This is a genomic window from Pseudomonas sp. LAMO17WK12:I10 (assembly GCF_900215185.1).
In the GTDB taxonomy this organism is placed as follows: domain Bacteria; phylum Pseudomonadota; class Gammaproteobacteria; order Pseudomonadales; family Pseudomonadaceae; genus Aquipseudomonas; species Aquipseudomonas chlororaphis.
This window is the reverse complement of sequence record NZ_OBDX01000001.1, coordinates 53,391-69,293: the sequence shown is the minus strand read 5'-3', so window position 1 is coordinate 69,293 and position 15,903 is coordinate 53,391. Positions and strand designations below refer to the sequence as shown.

The following is a 15,903-nucleotide window of genomic DNA, read 5'->3' as shown; positions in this document are numbered from 1 at the left end:
AAGGTGCCAATGAAAACCGCGGTCAACGGACCGCGGCGTCGGACTTCATGCGAATGACATTGGCGGCGCTGGATGCCCCGTCTTTCCAGAAGGACAGCTCCGCATACTTCTCGAACAGGTCCGGCGGCAGGATGGTGCGCCGCGACTGCAGCGCCACCCGCGCCTTGACCTTGTGCAGGCCCGCGACCCCCAGCGCCTGGTCGAACTCGGGCGCGTCGTAGGCCAGGCTGTCGAAATCGTGTTCGAACCAGGGTTCGTCGATAAAGTCGTAGATCAGCCGCATCACCCGCTCCGGGGCCTGGCTCAGCAGGTCGTAGTCGACGATCAGCAGCGAATCGGCGTTTTCGCCGTAATAGGCTTCTTTCAAGGCGGTCCAGGCATACCCCACCAGCCGGTTGTGCTGGGCCAGGGTTTCGCAGCGGCTGTAGACCGAATTGCGCTCGACCGCATCGCCGAACAGCTTGGTGTTTTCGAAAGGGTTGGCCCGGTACAGCCGTTCCAGGCTGTCCATGACCCAGGCGACATTGCGCACACAGGCGATGGTCCTGGCCTTGGGAAACAGGTCCTTCAAGGCCGGCAGGCGCGCGCACCATTGGCGATTGGTGTCGAAGACGACGGGTTTGTCGGCCTTGTCGGCGTAGTAGGAGTCGAACAGCCCGCGCAGCAGGCGGCGGCGCATGTCGATGTCGATGACCGCGCCGAATTCGCTGCCGGCGCTGCATTGTTCGAGGATGCCGCTGAACAGCGCACCCACCGGACTGGTCATGCCGGCGTGAAAGCGCGGGTTCTGCAGCAGGATGGCCGACAGCAGGGTCGACCCTGAGCGCGGTAAACCGGAGATAAAGTGGAACTGCGGCAATCCCTTCACCCTAGCTATAAGTCCATTTGTAGGAAAAAGCGTAGTGCAAGGTCAGAAAACCAACAGTGGTGCTTTGATATCAATTCGAAGCAAAAACCATAAAAAACGTGTGTTTTAAAAACACCCGCCGCTCTGGAACCGAACGTGAACCGATCAAGCCACTGCTGGCCCTGAATTCTGCCTTTCGTCCATCGGCCGGTTTACAGGCCGATCTTTTGCGCAAAACCGCCCAAGGCCGCTATCCCGCAGGTTTCCCAGCCTGGGCGCACAGTGCCTGCAGCGACGCCTGGCGCTGCGCCACGCCGCATATCACCAGCAACCGCGCCGTGACCCCGCCGGCGGTGAATTCGCCGGCTTTTCGCCATTGCGCCGGCAGCGGGGCGAATTCGTCGGGCTGATCGGCCGTGCCGATCAGCCAGACGCGACCACTGCCCACCGGCAGCGCCGACAGCCGGTCGAGGTAAAGCCTGTCAGCCTGCTGCTCGACCAGGGTGCCGAAACCATAGGCGTTGGGCCGGGTGGAGACGCCGGCGGGCGTGGGCGGGGTGTAGAGCAGCGGCTGGGCGTCGGTACGGTTGTAGTAGACGTAGCTCAGGTACCACAGCAGGTCGCTGGTGACGATCCGGTCGCCGGCCACGTAATGCTGGTTCACGTAGTCCACCAGCACGCTGATCTGATCGTTGCTATCCACCGTGGCGTTGTTGTTCAGGCCGACCCCCTCGGCCCCGGCGAACAGCAGCAGGACCGCCAGCGCCAGCGCGCGGGCATGCACCTGGGCATGCTCCAGCAGCCGGTCGATCGCCATCGCGAAAAGCAGCGGCAGGCCCAAGGCATAGGCCGTCAGGTAGCGCTCGATGAACACCGGCGAAACGAACGACACCGCAAACACCAGCAACAGCGGCAGCACGCTGTAAGTCACCAGCAGCCAGCTCCAGCGCCAGGGCGTGCGGTCGCGCCAGGCGAGCATTGCGACGACGCCCAGCACCAGCAGCGGCAGGCCCGCGAACAGCAGCGGGGAACGGCTTTCGCCATCGTCCTGGGTCAGCAGTTGCCAGACCATCGAGGGTAACGACAAAAAGTCCACCGACGGCTCCCAGCCTACGTCGCCGCTGGCTTTCAGCTGGTCGATATGCTGCAGCAGGTCCACCAGCCCCGGCAGCCAGGGGACGAACAGCATGACGATGGCGAGGTTGGCCAGCCACCAGCCCGGCTGGTTGATCGCCCGGCTCGCAGGCGTCGCTTGCAGGCGCAACAGCAACAGGTACGACCAGTGGGCGAGCACGCAGAGCGCGGTGAAATAGTGGGTGTAGAACGCCGCGCTCATCAGCAGCGTGTAATACACCAGGTAGCGCTGGCGCCGGGGCTGCCTGAGCCAGTACACCAGGGCCAGGGTGGCGCCGAGCAGCCACACCCCCAACAAGGCATACATGCGCACTTCCTGGCTGTAGCGCACGGCGGTGGGCAGCAGGGCCAGCAGGAACCCGGCGAGGATTGCCGCGCGGCGGCTGGCGATCTGCGCCACCAGCCACACCCCCAGGCCGACACAGACGATCCCCGGCCAGGCGCTGAAGCTGCGAATGGCAAAGATGCCGTCGCCAAACAGCGCGATCCAGCCGCGCAGCAGCATGAAGTACAGCGGCGGATGCACATCGTGGGCGGCATGCCCCCAGAGTTCGCTCAGGCCGTAGCGGCTGAGCAACAGGCTGGAGCCTTCATCGCCCCAGATGGCCGCGGCGGTCAGGTCGTAGAAGCGGGTGGCCGCCGCCAGCAGCAAAATCGGCAGCAGCCAGTACGCCCGCAGCACCGCGACCAGGCGCTGTGCGTCGCTCGCCAGCCGATGGGCGATGCCCGGCCCGGTCGTATCCAGCAATTGCGGCTCTCTGCGAAACGCCATGAATGTCCCCTGCACCAACGTTTTACCACCACAGCATCGCTGTTTATCCGGCCAGACATAAGGCACCCCATCACCCCAGGCGACTGGCGGAGCAGCGTCTACGCTAACCATTGCTGTCGACGAGCCCGCTTGGCGTTCTGACCGTATCGGTCAAGCTGTCAGGCCAGACACCAGGGATCGGCTCAGGGAGTCCCACTGATTAACCTGAAGGATAAAAAACTATGGAAGTGTTCATGGGCACCATTCAAGCTTTTTCCTTTAACTTCCCTCCCAACGGCTGGGCCTCGTGTTACGGCCAGACCCTGGGGATCTCGCAATACCAGGCGCTGTTTTCGCTGCTGGGCACCTACTACGGCGGCAACGGCACCACCAACTTCCAGTTGCCGAACCTGCAAGGGCGGCTGCCCATCGGCCAGGGTAACGGGCTGGGCCTGACACCACGGGTGATCGGCGAGGTTTCCGGTACCGAAAACGTCACCCCGACCCTCAACAACCTGCCGTCCCACACCCACACCCTCGCCAGCGTGAGCGCCGCCACCACGCTGCAATTGGCCAACCCCGCCAGCAGCCCGGTCAGCGTGCCGACGGCCACCAATTCCTTCATCGGCACCTCCGGCGGCGGACCGGGCACCGCGACCATCTATTCCGACGGGCTGGGCGCCACGCCGGTGCCCCTCCAGGGGGTCAGCACCACGATCTCCGGCACCATCTCGCCCGCCGGCAACGGCCTGCCGCTGGAAGTCATGAACCCGTTCCTGGTGATCAACTTCAGCGTGGCCCTGAATGGCCTGTTCCCATCGCGCAATTGAAGTTCGCGCCGGGGGACATTCCCCCGGCCCTTTTTCCAGCCAGGAGTGGCGCCATGCTGCATCTGCTGCAAAGTGAGCATTTCCAGCCTTTGCTGGGGCAAACCTGCAATCTGTTGCTACCGGACGGCAGCGTGTTGCCGGTCCATATCGAATCCATCAAGGACACTCCCCAGTCCCGCATGCCGAACAGCCCGCGCATGCCCTTCTGCGTCGAGCTCAACAGCCTGGAGCCGACAGCGTTCGTCGACGGCCTGTGCGACCTGGAACTGCCCGGCGTCGGCCACCTGCAGGGCATGTTCGTGTCACGGGTGCCGGCCCTGGGCCGCGATCCGACGCTGGGCTATTTCTATATCGCCTTCAACTGAACCGAGCGTGCCTCGTGGCAGCGCCCCGGGCACCGGCTCGAACCCGCGGGGGTGCGCCGCTCAGCCGCGCGGACCGGGATACCACACCAGCCGCTCGGCCGCCGGGTTGGCTTCCTCGACCTGAAACCCCAGCGCCAGGTAATGCCGGCGCGCATGGGGGTTGCTGGCCCAGACCACCGTGGCCACCGGGCAGCGTACCTGCTCGGCGGCTTTCTGCACGCCCTGCAGCACCGTGCGCCCATAACCGCGACCGCGGGCGGCGGGAATGAACGCCAGGTACAGCACACGAATTTCATTGGCGCCGAAATCGGTGATCAGGGCACCGATGGCGCTGCCGAGCTTTTCGATCACGTAGTGCATGGCGCCGGGGAAGTTCTCCCCCGCCCCCTGCTCCTGGACCTGGAACTGCTGGGCGATCACCTGCTCGATCTGCTCCTGTTCGCCATCGATCCATTGCAGATCGCTGCGCGCCGAACGGTAAAGGCTTTGCAGGAACGGTCCGTCGGTGGGCCGCGACGGACGTACCACCAGGCCATCGGACATGGCCGAATCCTTATGCAACATATGCGTTCTCCCTGAACATTCCTTGTTTCAGAACCCGCTTTCCCTCACGCCCAGCGCCGCCAGGCGCCGCCAGGCCGTACCGAGCAACGACTCGCCACGCCCCTGCAACACCACCACGCCGCGCAGCGGCTGGCTCGGGGTGACGCTGGCGTCGAGCACCTTGAGCCGCGCGCCGTACTGCGCCTGGACCGGTTCGGCGCGGCGGTTTTCATCGCGGCGCACGGCAATCGGCCCATGGTGATCGGAGGTCAGCGCCTCCTGGTCGATATACGCCACACCGTTGGTATCGACTTCGGTCAATTGCACCTCGAGCGCCGGGTGCATCGGGTCGTCGGCGATAAAGCGGCCCGTGGCGCCCGGCGCGACCCGCCACAGGTCGGCCTCGGCGAGAAACCCACGCAAGCGCGCCCCCGGCTCGACCACCCGGGCCAGCGGCTCCTTGGGCGAAACCCAGCGGCCCACCTGCAGTTGCGGCAGCAAGTCACGCAGTTGGCCGGCCTCGGGCGCGCGCAGCAGCAGGCGCTCGCGTTGCGCCGACAGGCCGCGGTATTCGGCCACGGCCTCGGCCAACTGCTGCTCGACGATCCCGGCGTCGGCGGCGGTCTCGCTGCGCCCGGCGCGGCGGCGCATCTGCAATTGCTGGATCTCGATTTCCCGCCGGGCGATGGTCTGGCGCGAGGCCAGGTCCGGGGATTCGAGCTCAACCAAAACCTGGCCCTTGCTCACCGCCTGGCCGTCGCTGACATTGACCTGCCGGACCCGCGCCGCCACCGGCGCATGCAAGGCGCTGGCGCGCCCGGCTTCGAGCATCGCCGGCACCTCCACCGAGCCGCGCCAGGGCACCGCCACCAGCAGCAGCGCCGCCAACAACCCCAGGCCGCTGAGCAACACCCGTGGCGCGTGGGCCTGTTCGCGGCGCGTCCACCATTCGCGCCATTCCCGCACGATGGGCAAAAAGATGAACCAGACCAGTTCCACCAGCATCAGGAAGATGCCCAGCAGCTTGAAAAACAGGTGGTACACCGCCAGCGCAATCCCGAAAAACAGCACCGCGCGCCACAACCACGAGCCATAACCCCACCACAGCAGACGCCGCTGCATGGCCGGCGACCAGGGCTCCGGCGCCGGCTCCCGGTAGTCGAACAAGGCCTCGCGCAGGCGCCAGCGACAGAGGGCGAAAGCCCGCCCTTGCAGGTTGTCCACCTCCCAGAAATCGCTGAGCAGAAAGTAGCCGTCGAAGCGCATGAAGGGGTTCAGGTTGATCACCAGGGTGGTGATCCAGGTGGCGCTGGCGAGCATGAAGGCCGCGGTACGCGCCGGGCCGTCCGGCAGCAGCGACCAGGCCAGCAGGGCGATGCTGGCCAGCAGCAGCTCGGCCAGCACGCCGCCGGCGCCGATCAGCAAGCGCGCGCGACGGTCATTGACCCGCCAGGCATCGCTGACGTCGGTGTAGAACATCGGCAACAGCACCATGAACGCCACCCCCATGCTCTGCACCCGGCAACCGGCGCGCTTGGCCATGAAGGCATGGCCAAACTCATGGCACAGCTTGGCGAAGAACAGCGCCACGCCGAACGCCAGGGCGCCACCGAGGCTGAACAGGTGGGGAAAGGTCGCCAGGAAGCGCTGCCAGTCCCGCGACACCAGAAACACCCCCAGCCCCAGGGTCAGCGGCAAGCCGTAGCGCAGCAGCCCCGGGCCGAACCGCGCCAGCCACGGCCAGGCGCGATTGAGAAAGGCGTCCGGGCGCCACAGCGGGATACGAAAGAACAGGTATTGGTGCAGCAGCACCTGCCACAGGCTCTGGTGCTGCACGGCGGCCTTGAGTTCATAGCTGGCGCGCTGCTGCGGATCGAGGGCGGTGATCAGGTCATGGCTGCGCAAAAAAACCAGCAGCTCTTCCAGTTCCGCGCCGCCCAGGGGCAGCCCTGGCTCGCGGTTGGCGGCGCGCAGCACCTGGTTGGCATCTCCCAGGGACCAGTGCCTGAGCAGGCGCATCGCCGCCGCGCCGAGCTTGAAATAGCGGCCGCGCACCGGGTCGGCCAGGGTCCAGCGCGGCGAACCGTCCAGCGCCGGCGCCGCCGGCGACAGCTGCAAGTCCGCGCGCAGGCCCGGCAGGTTCATTACAGGCCCACGCTCTGCCGCAGGCCGGCCAGCGGGCGGCGCAGCAGGTACAGCGCCAGTGGCGCGCGCTCACCGAAGAGCTTGGCCGTGCCGCGCAGGCCGATCCGCGGCGGCGCGTCGCGAAAACGCGCATCGAGGCGGTAGGCCAATTGCCCGCCCGGCGTCGGCTGCGCCTCGTAGGCCGCCCGTTCGAGGCTGGCCAGATGGCGCTGCAACGGGTCGCTGTCGAGAAACAGCGCCACCTGCGCGCCGGGCTCCAGGGCAATGGCATCGCCCACGGCCAGTTCGATGCGCAACTCGGCCTGGCTCGGGTCGGCGATTTCCATCAGGCGCTCGCCGGTCTGCACCGGTTTGCCGGTCCAGCGCTCGGCGTCGGCGAACACCGCGATGCCGTCGCGTTCGGCCCGTACTTCGCTGCGCTTGAGCAATTCGCGGGCGTAATCGCGTTCGGCGCGTTTCTGTTCGACGCGGGCCGCCAGCAGGTCGATCTTCGAGCTGGATTCGGCATCGGCGAAGGCCCGCTGGGAATTGGCCTTCAGTTCCGCCTCGGCCACGCCCAAGGCGCGGGCGGCGACATCGGCCTGGGCATTGAGGGTGGTGTTTTCAAAACGCAGCAGCAGGTCGCCGGTCTTCACCGTCTGGTTAGGCTTGACCAGGAACTCGGCGATCACCCCCTCCAGCGGCGCCGCCACCACACGCCCGCCCAGCGGCACCACTTCGGCCGGCGCCAGCACCGATTGCCGCACCGGAACCAGCAAGCCCAGCAACACCACCGCCAACAGCGCCAGCCGGCGTTTGCGGTTCCAGCGCAGGCGCCACGGCTTGCGCGGTTGCAGCGCCAGCCAGGCGTGGCTGTAGGTGTCGCCCAGTTGCGCCAGCAGTACTTGTTCGGAAGGGTTCCACGGGTTGTCGCGGGCCAGCCACAGGCCACCAAAGAGCGCGCCCTGACGATCGATCAGCGGCAACCAGAACACCTGCGCCGCCGACAGGCTCTGCCAGTCGGCCCGTACCGGGGCGCTCAGTTGCTCGGCCGCGACCACCCGCGCCTGCTGTGCGAGTTCGAGCTTGAACAGTCGGGCCACCGCCTGTTCGACGAAAGCCACGAAGGGCGCATTCGGATCGAGCGCGCTGACGCCAGTCACCGCGCGGACCTTGCCGGCGATCACCAGGGCCGCGTGGCGATAGCCGAACAGCGCCTGGCTGTCGTTGACCAGGCTGTAGGCCAGTTGTTCGACCGTGCGCGCGGCGCGGGTCTGGCGCTCCAGGTCGAGGAACCGGGCGAAGACCTGCTCGGCGGCGCCCGCTACCGGCGCGTTCATTTGAGCTCCGCGAACCGCGCCGTGCCGCTCATGCCCGCCAACAGGCCCTCGGCGTTGGGTACGGCCGCCACCAGCAGCAGCGTCTGGCTGCCTTCGTCGATCCGCGCGCCGAGGCGCTTGACCGTGGCGGCCAGCGGCTTGCCGGTTTCATCGGGGACGAAGCTGAAGGTCTGCCCGGCCTTGAGCTTGCCCATCCAGCTCGACGGCACCAGCAGGTGGATTTCCAGGGAACGGTTGTCGACGATTTCCAGCAGCGGCGAGCCGGCCGTCACGCTTTCGTAGCGCTGTACCTTGCGCGCCACCACCTGCCCGTCGAACGGCGCGATCACGCTGCAACGCTTGACCTGCACCTGGTAGACCTGGGACTGCGCCTGGGTCTCGGAGACCTTGGCCACGGCTCGCGCCACTTCGAAGCGGCCGACCGAGTTGAGCGAAGCCAGTTGGCGGTTGTGCGCCAGCTCTTCGTTGGCGCCACGGCTGGCGGCCTGGGCGGCATTGAGCTGGGCCTGGTAGGCCGAGCAATCGAAGCGCGCCAGCACCTCGCCTTTCTTGAAGGACTCGCCTTCGCTGTAGGGCAACTCGACGATGCGCCCGGACAACTCGCCGGCCAGTACCGCCTGATCCTTGGCCCGCAGCACGCCGCGCGCCTCGCCGCCGCTGGCCACGGCGGCGCCGGCAGCGCTGTCACTGAGCAGCGGATCGTCTGGCGCAGGTGTCTGCGCCTGTGCAAGGCACGCCAGACAGGTCAATCCCAATCCCAATCCATGAAATCGCCGCATAACCGTAACTCCCTGACGGATGGGGCGGAGTCTAAGACAGCAAGCGCAAGCGTCAAGCAAGTGGCCACTATCTTTGTCGATCCCGACAACGGCATCGAGCGCCCGCCTGACAGCATAGATGCCTTGTCCGGCACGGCGTGTATCGGGTCGTGCGGGTATTTTAGATGCCAGCGAATGCCTTCTGTATGATTTGCACCACACTTGGACCTTCGACTCCCATCGTTTCGGATTAAGGACAATTCATGCGTATCGGTCTTTTGTCGTCTTTGACACTGGCGCTCGGCGCCCTCCTCTGCAACCAGGCCCAGGCCAGCTCCGACGATTCCTGTTACCCGCGCTGGACCCTGCTCAAAAAAAACCTCGACAGCTGCAGCAGCCTGCCGTTTCTCAATCCGGGCAACGACAGCCGGGTGAACCTGCGCCTGTTGCTGGCCGACAGCGGTGCCTTGCCCCTGGCGCCGAAAGCGCTGGACGCCGATAGCCTGGACGAGGGTTATGGGGCGGTGCCGTTTCCAGTCTTTCGCCTGCAACCCGCGTCTAGCCCAGAGGACGCGGATACCGCGCAAACCCCGGAGGACACTGACCTCAACGGCCGCCTGGAATCCTTGCAGGTGGTGCGCGAAACCCCGCAAGCAGCCGGCGATGCCTTCCTGTCCGGCGAAGGCAGCCGCTGCCGCAGCAACTCGGACGCCAGCGCCCAGGCCTTCGTCGACCAACTGATCGCCGCCGACCTGCCGGCCAGCGAACGCCAGGCGCTGGCGCAAAGCCGGGTCAAGCTGCTCGCCGCCTGCAACTGGGACAGCCCGCAACTGGCCAGCCTGCTGCCGACCGACCTGCAGACACCACTGGGCAAGGGTTTCGCTACTTATCTACAGGCCGCCGGCGACTTCTACAGTGGCCGCTTCAGCGAGGCCGGCGCGGCGTTCGCCACGCTCAAGGACAGCCCGAATGCCTGGCTGAAAGAGACCGCGCTGTACATGAACGCCCGTACGCTCCTCAACAGCGCCCAGCAGAATGCCTTCGACGAATACGGCATGCCGGCGCTCGAGCATGTGGATAAGTCCACCCTGCAACAGGCCGAAGCCGGTTTCGACGCCTACCTGCAAACTTATCCACAGGGTGCCTACGTCGCCTCGGCCAAGGGCCTGCTGCGCCGGGTGCACTGGCTGGACGGCAATCCCGACAAACTCGCCGCCGACTACGCCTGGCAAATGACCCAGGCCAAGGACGAACAGCGCAACCTGTCGCTGGACGATCTGGTGGAAGAAGTCGACACCAAGCTGCTGATGGTCAACCGCAACCCGATCAGCACGCCCCTGCTGCTGGCGGTCAACGACCTGATGTGGATGCGCGAGCAAACCGAAGGCCGGCTGACCCGCGACGCCTTGCAACAACAGAAGGCGGTCTTCGCCGGGCAACCGGCGCTGTACGACTACCTGCAAGCGGCCTTCGCCCTGTACGTCGACAACGACCCCGACGCCGCGCTGAAACTTCTGCCCGCCGAGCCTGCGGCCAAGCTCGACTACCTCGCCTTCAGCCAGCAGACCCTGCGCGGCCTGGCCCTGGAAGCGAAGAACGACGCCTCGGGCGCACAGGCCCTGTGGCTGCAACTGCTGCCCCTGGCCAGGCAACCGTTGCAACGGGAACAGCTGGAGCTGGCCCTGGCCATGAACTACGAGCGCAACCAGCAACTGGCCAAGGTGTTCGCCGCCGACTCGCCGATCCAAAGCCCGCAGGTGCGCTTCACCCTACTGCGCCATGTGGCCGACGCCGAATTGCTGCGCCAGCAGATCAGCCAGGCCGCCGACCCGGTGGAACGTAATACCGCGCAGTTCGTGCTGCTCTACAAGGACCTGCTGCGCGGCCAGTACGCGGCCTTTGCCAGCGACCTTGGGCAGCTTCCCGCCAGCGCCCCTGAAGACAAGCTTGGCTACAGCCTGGGTTACGTCTACAGCAACGGCCAGTCGCTCAAGCTGTTCCAGTGGAACGGCAAAGAGGCCGAGTCCGGCTACGTCTGCCCGAGCATCGCAGAAACCGCTACGGCATTGGAGAAGGATGGGAAAAGCCCGCAAGGCCTGAACTGCCTCGGTGAGTTCATCCTGCGCAACGGCCTGGACGGCATGCCGCTGGACAGCCAGCCCGACAAGCAGTCCCTGGGCGGCACACCGTCGGCCTTCAAGGGTGAAGCGTTCTCCCGCCTCGAGGGCTACAAACAGGTGATCGCCAACAGCAAGGCGCCACGCGACGACCGCGCCTACGCCCTGTACCGCGCGATCAATTGCTTTGCGTCCTCGGGCAACAACCGCTGTGGCGGCAAAGACGTGGAGCCCGCGGTGCGCAAGGCCTGGTTCCGCCAGCTCAAAGGCACCTTCGCCGACACCCAGTGGGGCAAGTCGCAGCAGTACTACTGGTAAGCATGAGCCGCTTCTGGCAATGCCTGCTGCCGGTCTGGCTGTTGCTGGCCGGCAGTGCCCAGGCGGCGGTCGACGCCCGCGATCACGAAGCCTTCTGGCTGTGGAGCGGCGTCGCCCCGCAGCCGGTGCTGAACCAGGCCAAGACCCTGTACATCCTGCAAGGGCAGATCAGCCGTTCGCGTCGCGACCCGAGCGGCAACGTGCACTTCATCGCCCAGGGCATGGCCGTTCCGCGCCTGCGCCAGGGCGAGGTCTGGGTGGTCTATCGCGCCCACACCCTGCACTGGCCGGAACCGGTCTACCGCCAGCTGCTGGGCCAGGTGCAGCGCTGGCAGCAGGCCGGCAACCCGGTGGTCGGCATCCAGATCGATTTCGACGCCCGCACCCGCTACCTCGACGAGTACGCCAGCTTCCTGCGCGACCTGCGCCAGCGCCTGCCCGCCCGGTACCGCCTGAGCATCACCGGGCTGATGGACTGGGGCAGCAACGCCAACCCCGAGGCCATCGCCGGGCTCAAGGGCGTCGTCGACGAAGTGGTGGTGCAGACCTACCAGGGCCGCCACAGCATCCCCAACTACGCCGCCTACCTGCCCCGCCTCGACCGCATGGGCCTGCCGTTCAAGGTGGGGCTGATCCAGGGCGGCGAATGGCAGGAGCCGGGCTATCTGCGAGACAGCCCGTGGTTCAGGGGGTATGTGGTGTTTTTGCAGAATCCGCGCTGAGGCGCCTTACCAGTCGTAGCTCAGGCTCGAAACCATGGTCCGGCCTTCGCCGTAATAGCAGTCGAATGTGCCGGCGCAACGGTCGACGTAGGTCTTGTTCTCCAGGTTCTTCACGTTGAGCGCCAGCTTCACGCCCTTCCATTGCAGCGGCGACATGCTCAAGTCGTAGGTGAGAGCGGCGTCGTACACGGTATAGGAAGGAATCTGGAACGCCCCGGCGTAATAGTCGCCATAGCTGCCACGCACATAACGCGCGCCCACACCCGCGCCAAGACCGGCCAGAGGCGTATCGCCCAGCAGCCTGTAGTTGAGCCACAACGCCGCGGTCAGCGGTGGGTTGCCCGCCGGATGCCGGCCTTTGCGCCCATCGTTGTCCTTGGTGTACTTGATGTCGTTGCGCGACATCGAGGCAATCACGTCCAGCGCTTCAGTGAGGCTGGCCTTGCCTTCCAGCTCGATGCCCCGGGAACGCAGCGCGCCGCTCTGGGTGCTGAAGCCCGGGTTGCCCAGGTCGCTCGTCAGCAGGTTTTCCTGCTCCAGCTCATAGGCCGAGATCTGCACGAAACTGCTCTGCCCCGGCGGCTGGTATTTCACCCCCACTTCATATTGCTTGCCGGTGGAAGGATCGAAGGGCTGGCCACCGACGTTGGTGCCGCTTTGCGGCAGGAAGGATTCCGAATAGCTGACAAAAGGCGCCAAACCGTTTTCGAACAGGTAGACAAGACCCGCGCGCCCGGTGAACGCCTGGTCCTTGCTGTTGGTGTGGCCGCCATTCAACGGGGTCTTGTTGTCGACCTCGGCCCAGTCGTAGCGACCGCCGAGCACGAAGATCCACTGATCGAGCTTGATCTGGTCCTGCAGGTACAGACCGTTCTGGGTGATGGTGTTGTCCCAGCGATAAGGGTTGCCGAAATTCAGCGACTGGCCGTAGGTCGGGGTGAACAGGTCGATGATCGGCGGGTTGAAGTCGTACTTGCCGTCGAACTTGGAGTTGAAGTGGTAGTAGTCGAGCCCGACGATCAGGGTGTGGTTGAAGGCCCCGGTGTCGAACTCGGCCTGGGCGATGTTATCCACGCCCAGCACCTTGTTGTGCTGCTTCCAGTCCACGCCGTAACGGGTGCTGTAGCGCTGGTCGTTGAGCCCGGTCTTGGGGTTGGTGACAAAGCGATAGCCGTGCAGCGGCGCGCGGTAACGGTCGTCGACATCGGCGTACCGGGTGTTCTGCTTCAGGGTCCAGGTGTCGTTCAGGCGATGGGAAAACTCATAGCCCAGCACGAACTGCTCACGGTCATAGGCGTTGACCCCCGGCTCGCCGAGGAACAGGTCGCGATCGATCTTGCCGTTGGGGTTGGCGAACACCGTGCCCACGCTCGGCAGGCCCTGGGCCTCGGGCACATCGTTGTCTTTCTGGAATTGGGCGAAGAGTGTCAGGCTGGTGTCTTCGCTGGGCCGCCAGGTCAGGCTCGGGGCGATGAACTGGCGCTTCTGCTCGACATAGTCGATCTCCGACTGGCTGTCGTTGACCACCCCGGTGAGGCGATAAAGAAACTGGCCTTGCTCATCCAGCGGGCCGCCCAGGTCGATGGCGGCGCTTTTGTAGTCGTAGTTGCCGGCCCGCAGCACGACCTTGTGCAGCGGCGTCTCGGTCGGGCGCTTGCTGACCATGTTGACGATGCCGCCCGGCTGATTCTGCCCGTACAACACCGACGCCGGGCCCTTGAGCACCTCGATGCGCTCCAGGGAAAAGGGTTCGATCTGCAGGGCGCCGCCGGTGCTGCCGCCGCCATAGGGCAGGTGCAGGCCGTCCAGGTACAGCGGGGTGGGCGAGAAACCACGGGATGTCGGCTCATCGAAAATCTTCACCCGGTCGGCGAAGCCGCCGCCGGTCATGCCCGGCGTGTAACGCAGGGCTTCGGTGACGCTCTGGGCCCCGCGAGCGCTGACTTCCGCGGCGGTGATCACGTTGATGGTCTGGGGAATCTCCACCAGCGCCGAGTCAGTCTTGCTCCCCGTGGCGCTGCGCTTGGCGACGATGCCCTGCACCGGCCCCCAGGCACTTTCCTCGACCTGTGCGGCACTGACCTGGGTCGCCCCCAGTTGCAGCGGGCCGTCCTGACTCACCGGCACCAGCAGCCAGCCACCACCCGCCTGCTGTGCCTGCAACCCGCTGCCGGCCAGCAAGCGCTGCAAGCCTTCGGCCACCGGATAACGTCCCTGCAAGCCAGGGCTGCGCTTGCCCGCGGTCATCTGCGCATCCACCGACAACAGAATGCCCGCCGCGCTGGCAAAGCGGTTCAGGGCCTGGTCGAGGTTGCCGGCCGCGATGTTGTACTGGCGCGACTCGCTCTGGCTGGCGGTTTCGGCCTGGGCCATGCCGGGCAGCACCGGCGCCACGGCCAGCAGGCCGGCGAACAGGCCACGGCGCATGGCGCTGGCCAGGGTTTGAGTGGTTGGTGTCGGTTGGTAAGGCATTCCGGAACTCCCCATGAGAATGCGTCTTGATCGGCTTTCAAGAGGTATCCCGAACGGGCTGAAAAAAACGACAAGGGGAAATCCGGATTATTTCAAACGCGAGCCTTCAGGTCCTTGGCTTGAGCGTCACCCAATAACGGGTGACCGCCTGCGCCCGTACCGGCAGCGAGCGCTCCAGCGCGGCGAGAATCGCGTCGCTGTCATCGAGGGGGAACACCCCGGTCAACAGCAGGTCGGCGACCTCGGCGTCACAGCGCAGGACGCCCGGCCGATAGCGCGACAGCTCTTTGATGAACTGCCCCAGCGGCTGGCGCTCGGCGATCAATCGCCCCTGGCTCCAGCTGCTGGCATTTGGCTCAGCCACCTGGAGCGCCGACACCGAGCCGGCGTCGAACCACAGGCTGTTGCCGGCCTGCAGGTGCAGCGTCGGCGCCTGTCGCGGGCTGATCCGCAACTCACCCTCGTACAGGCTGACCCGAGTGCCGCCGTCGACTTCCCGCACGGTGAAACGGGTGCCCAGGGCCTGGATATCGCCGGCCGGGGTTTCCACGATCAACGGCCGCGAGCGGTCGTGGCCGCTGCTCAGCTGGATTTCCCCACTGATCAGACGGATGCGCCGCTCCCGGTCGCTGTACAGCAGATCGACGGCCGTGCCGCTGTTGAGGTCCAGCCGGGTGCCGTCGCTGAGGGTCAGGTGGCGGATCTCGCCGGTTGCCGTGCGCTGGCCGGCCCACGCGTTGCGCCAGGGCTGGCTGCCTTGCACCAGGTAGGCGCCGCCGCCGGCGACCAGCAGCAGGCCCAGCAGCTTCAGCGCCGAACGTCGTTGTGGATCGGGGATCTCGCGCAACACCGCGCGCGCACTGTCGGCCGGCACGCCGCCCAGGGTCTGTTGCAGCTGCTGCAAACGCTGCCAGGCACGCTGGTGCTCGGGGTCGGCGGTTTGCCAGCGGGCAAAGGCCTGGCGCTGTTCGGCATCCAGCTCACCGCCCCAGTGCAGCATCAGCCATTCGCTGGCCTGCTCGACGATGGCCGGGGCGATGGGTGCGTCGCGGTGCCGGCTCATTCTTCGTAGACCACCTGATAACAGGCCTGGATGGCGCGGATCATGTACTTTTGTACCGAGCTGACGGTGACCCCGAGGCGCTCGGCGATCTGCGCGTAGGTCAGGCCCTCGAACTGCGACAGCACAAAGGCCTGGCGCACCTTGTCCGGCATGCGGTCGAGCATGGCGTCGACCTGCATCAGGGTTTCGAGAATCAACGCCCGGGTCTCCAGCGAAGGCGATTGCGGCTCAGGCAGATGGGCGATGCTTTCCAGGTAAGCGCGCTCGATGCGCAGGCGCCGCCACTGGTCGATCACCAGGTTGCGGGCGATCTGCGCCAGGTAACTGCGGCTCTCCAGGTGCCCGGGAAAACGCCCCGATACCAGCAAGCGCAGGAACGTATCCTGCGCCACGTCCGCCGCATGCTCGCGATCGCCCAGGCGCTTGCGCAACCAGCCTTGCAGCCAGCCGTGATGGTCGCGATAGAGACGATGAAGCTGCACCTTGCCGTCAGTCGTTGCTTCCATGAATGGAACCGCA

Annotated in this window: 13 protein-coding genes; 4 read left to right on the top strand and 9 right to left on the bottom strand. The window is 66.0% G+C overall.

Annotated elements, in window-relative coordinates; all coding sequences use genetic code 11:
- Nucleotides 1-22 precede the first annotated feature (22 nt).
- Both CRO75_RS00210 and CRO75_RS00205 read right to left on the bottom strand, forming a co-directional pair.
- Entirely contained in the window at nt 23-868 is an 846-nt protein-coding gene (locus CRO75_RS00210; RefSeq protein WP_097134102.1) for a sulfotransferase, read from the bottom strand.
- A gap of 229 nt (nt 869-1,097) precedes the next feature.
- On the bottom strand, nt 1,098-2,753 hold the full coding sequence (locus CRO75_RS00205) for a glycosyltransferase family 39 protein (RefSeq protein WP_097134101.1): 1,656 nt from the start codon (nt 2,751-2,753) through the stop codon (nt 1,098-1,100).
- Between the two features lie 221 nt (nt 2,754-2,974).
- Between CRO75_RS00205 and CRO75_RS00200 the strand changes: the two genes are divergently transcribed.
- Complete coding sequence (locus CRO75_RS00200) at nt 2,975-3,562, top strand: tail fiber protein (protein WP_009041589.1); 588 nt, start codon at nt 2,975-2,977, stop codon at nt 3,560-3,562.
- 53 nt (nt 3,563-3,615) lie between these two features.
- Complete coding sequence (locus tag CRO75_RS00195; protein WP_097134100.1) at nt 3,616-3,927, top strand: hypothetical protein; 312 nt, start codon at nt 3,616-3,618, stop codon at nt 3,925-3,927.
- A 60-nt stretch (nt 3,928-3,987) separates the two neighbouring features.
- Here the strand turns inward: CRO75_RS00195 and CRO75_RS00190 are convergent, their stop codons facing one another.
- Genes CRO75_RS00190 through CRO75_RS00175 form a run of 4 tightly spaced genes read right to left on the bottom strand, consistent with a single transcriptional unit; the run spans nt 3,988 to nt 8,713 of the window.
- Nucleotides 3,988-4,491 carry a GNAT family N-acetyltransferase gene (locus tag CRO75_RS00190; RefSeq protein ID WP_097134099.1) on the bottom strand — a complete coding sequence of 168 codons (504 nt, stop codon included), beginning with the start codon at nt 4,489-4,491 and terminating at the stop codon, nt 3,988-3,990.
- Nucleotides 4,492-4,518: 27 nt separating this feature from the next.
- Entirely contained in the window at nt 4,519-6,615 is a 2,097-nt protein-coding gene (locus CRO75_RS00185) for a biotin/lipoyl-binding protein (RefSeq protein ID WP_097134098.1), read from the bottom strand.
- Nucleotides 6,615-7,934 carry an HlyD family efflux transporter periplasmic adaptor subunit gene (locus CRO75_RS00180; RefSeq protein ID WP_097134097.1) on the bottom strand — a complete coding sequence of 440 codons (1,320 nt, stop codon included), beginning with the start codon at nt 7,932-7,934 and terminating at the stop codon, nt 6,615-6,617. The genes CRO75_RS00185 and CRO75_RS00180 overlap by 1 nt, the downstream gene beginning before the upstream one ends.
- The gene (locus tag CRO75_RS00175) at nt 7,931-8,713 is read right to left on the bottom strand and encodes an efflux RND transporter periplasmic adaptor subunit (protein WP_097134096.1); all 783 of its coding nucleotides are present in this window, start codon (nt 8,711-8,713) and stop codon (nt 7,931-7,933) included. The genes CRO75_RS00180 and CRO75_RS00175 overlap by 4 nt, the downstream gene beginning before the upstream one ends.
- Nucleotides 8,714-8,955: 242 nt before the next feature.
- Here CRO75_RS00175 and CRO75_RS00170 point away from each other — a divergent pair, with 242 nt between their 5' ends.
- Together CRO75_RS00170 and CRO75_RS00165 are read left to right on the top strand one after the other, a co-directional pair.
- Nucleotides 8,956-11,127 (top strand): outer membrane assembly lipoprotein YfiO, encoded by a 2,172-nt coding sequence (locus CRO75_RS00170; protein WP_097134095.1) that lies wholly within the window; start codon nt 8,956-8,958, stop codon nt 11,125-11,127.
- 2 nt (nt 11,128-11,129) lie between these two features.
- Entirely contained in the window at nt 11,130-11,849 is a 720-nt protein-coding gene (locus tag CRO75_RS00165) for a DUF3142 domain-containing protein (protein ID WP_097134094.1), read from the top strand.
- A 6-nt stretch (nt 11,850-11,855) separates the two neighbouring features.
- Here CRO75_RS00165 and CRO75_RS00160 read toward each other — a convergent pair whose 3' ends face one another.
- The 3 genes from CRO75_RS00160 to CRO75_RS00150 all read right to left on the bottom strand — a co-directional run bounded on the left by CRO75_RS00160 (nt 11,856) and on the right by CRO75_RS00150 (nt 15,890).
- Nucleotides 11,856-14,321 (bottom strand): TonB-dependent siderophore receptor, encoded by a 2,466-nt coding sequence (locus tag CRO75_RS00160; RefSeq protein ID WP_097134093.1) that lies wholly within the window; start codon nt 14,319-14,321, stop codon nt 11,856-11,858.
- Nucleotides 14,322-14,427: 106 nt separating this feature from the next.
- Nucleotides 14,428-15,384, bottom strand: a complete 957-nt coding sequence (locus tag CRO75_RS00155) for a FecR family protein (RefSeq protein WP_097134092.1) — start codon at nt 15,382-15,384, stop codon at nt 14,428-14,430.
- Entirely contained in the window at nt 15,381-15,890 is a 510-nt protein-coding gene (locus tag CRO75_RS00150; protein WP_053259176.1) for a sigma-70 family RNA polymerase sigma factor, read from the bottom strand. The genes CRO75_RS00155 and CRO75_RS00150 overlap by 4 nt, the downstream gene beginning before the upstream one ends.
- Nucleotides 15,891-15,903 lie beyond the last annotated feature (13 nt).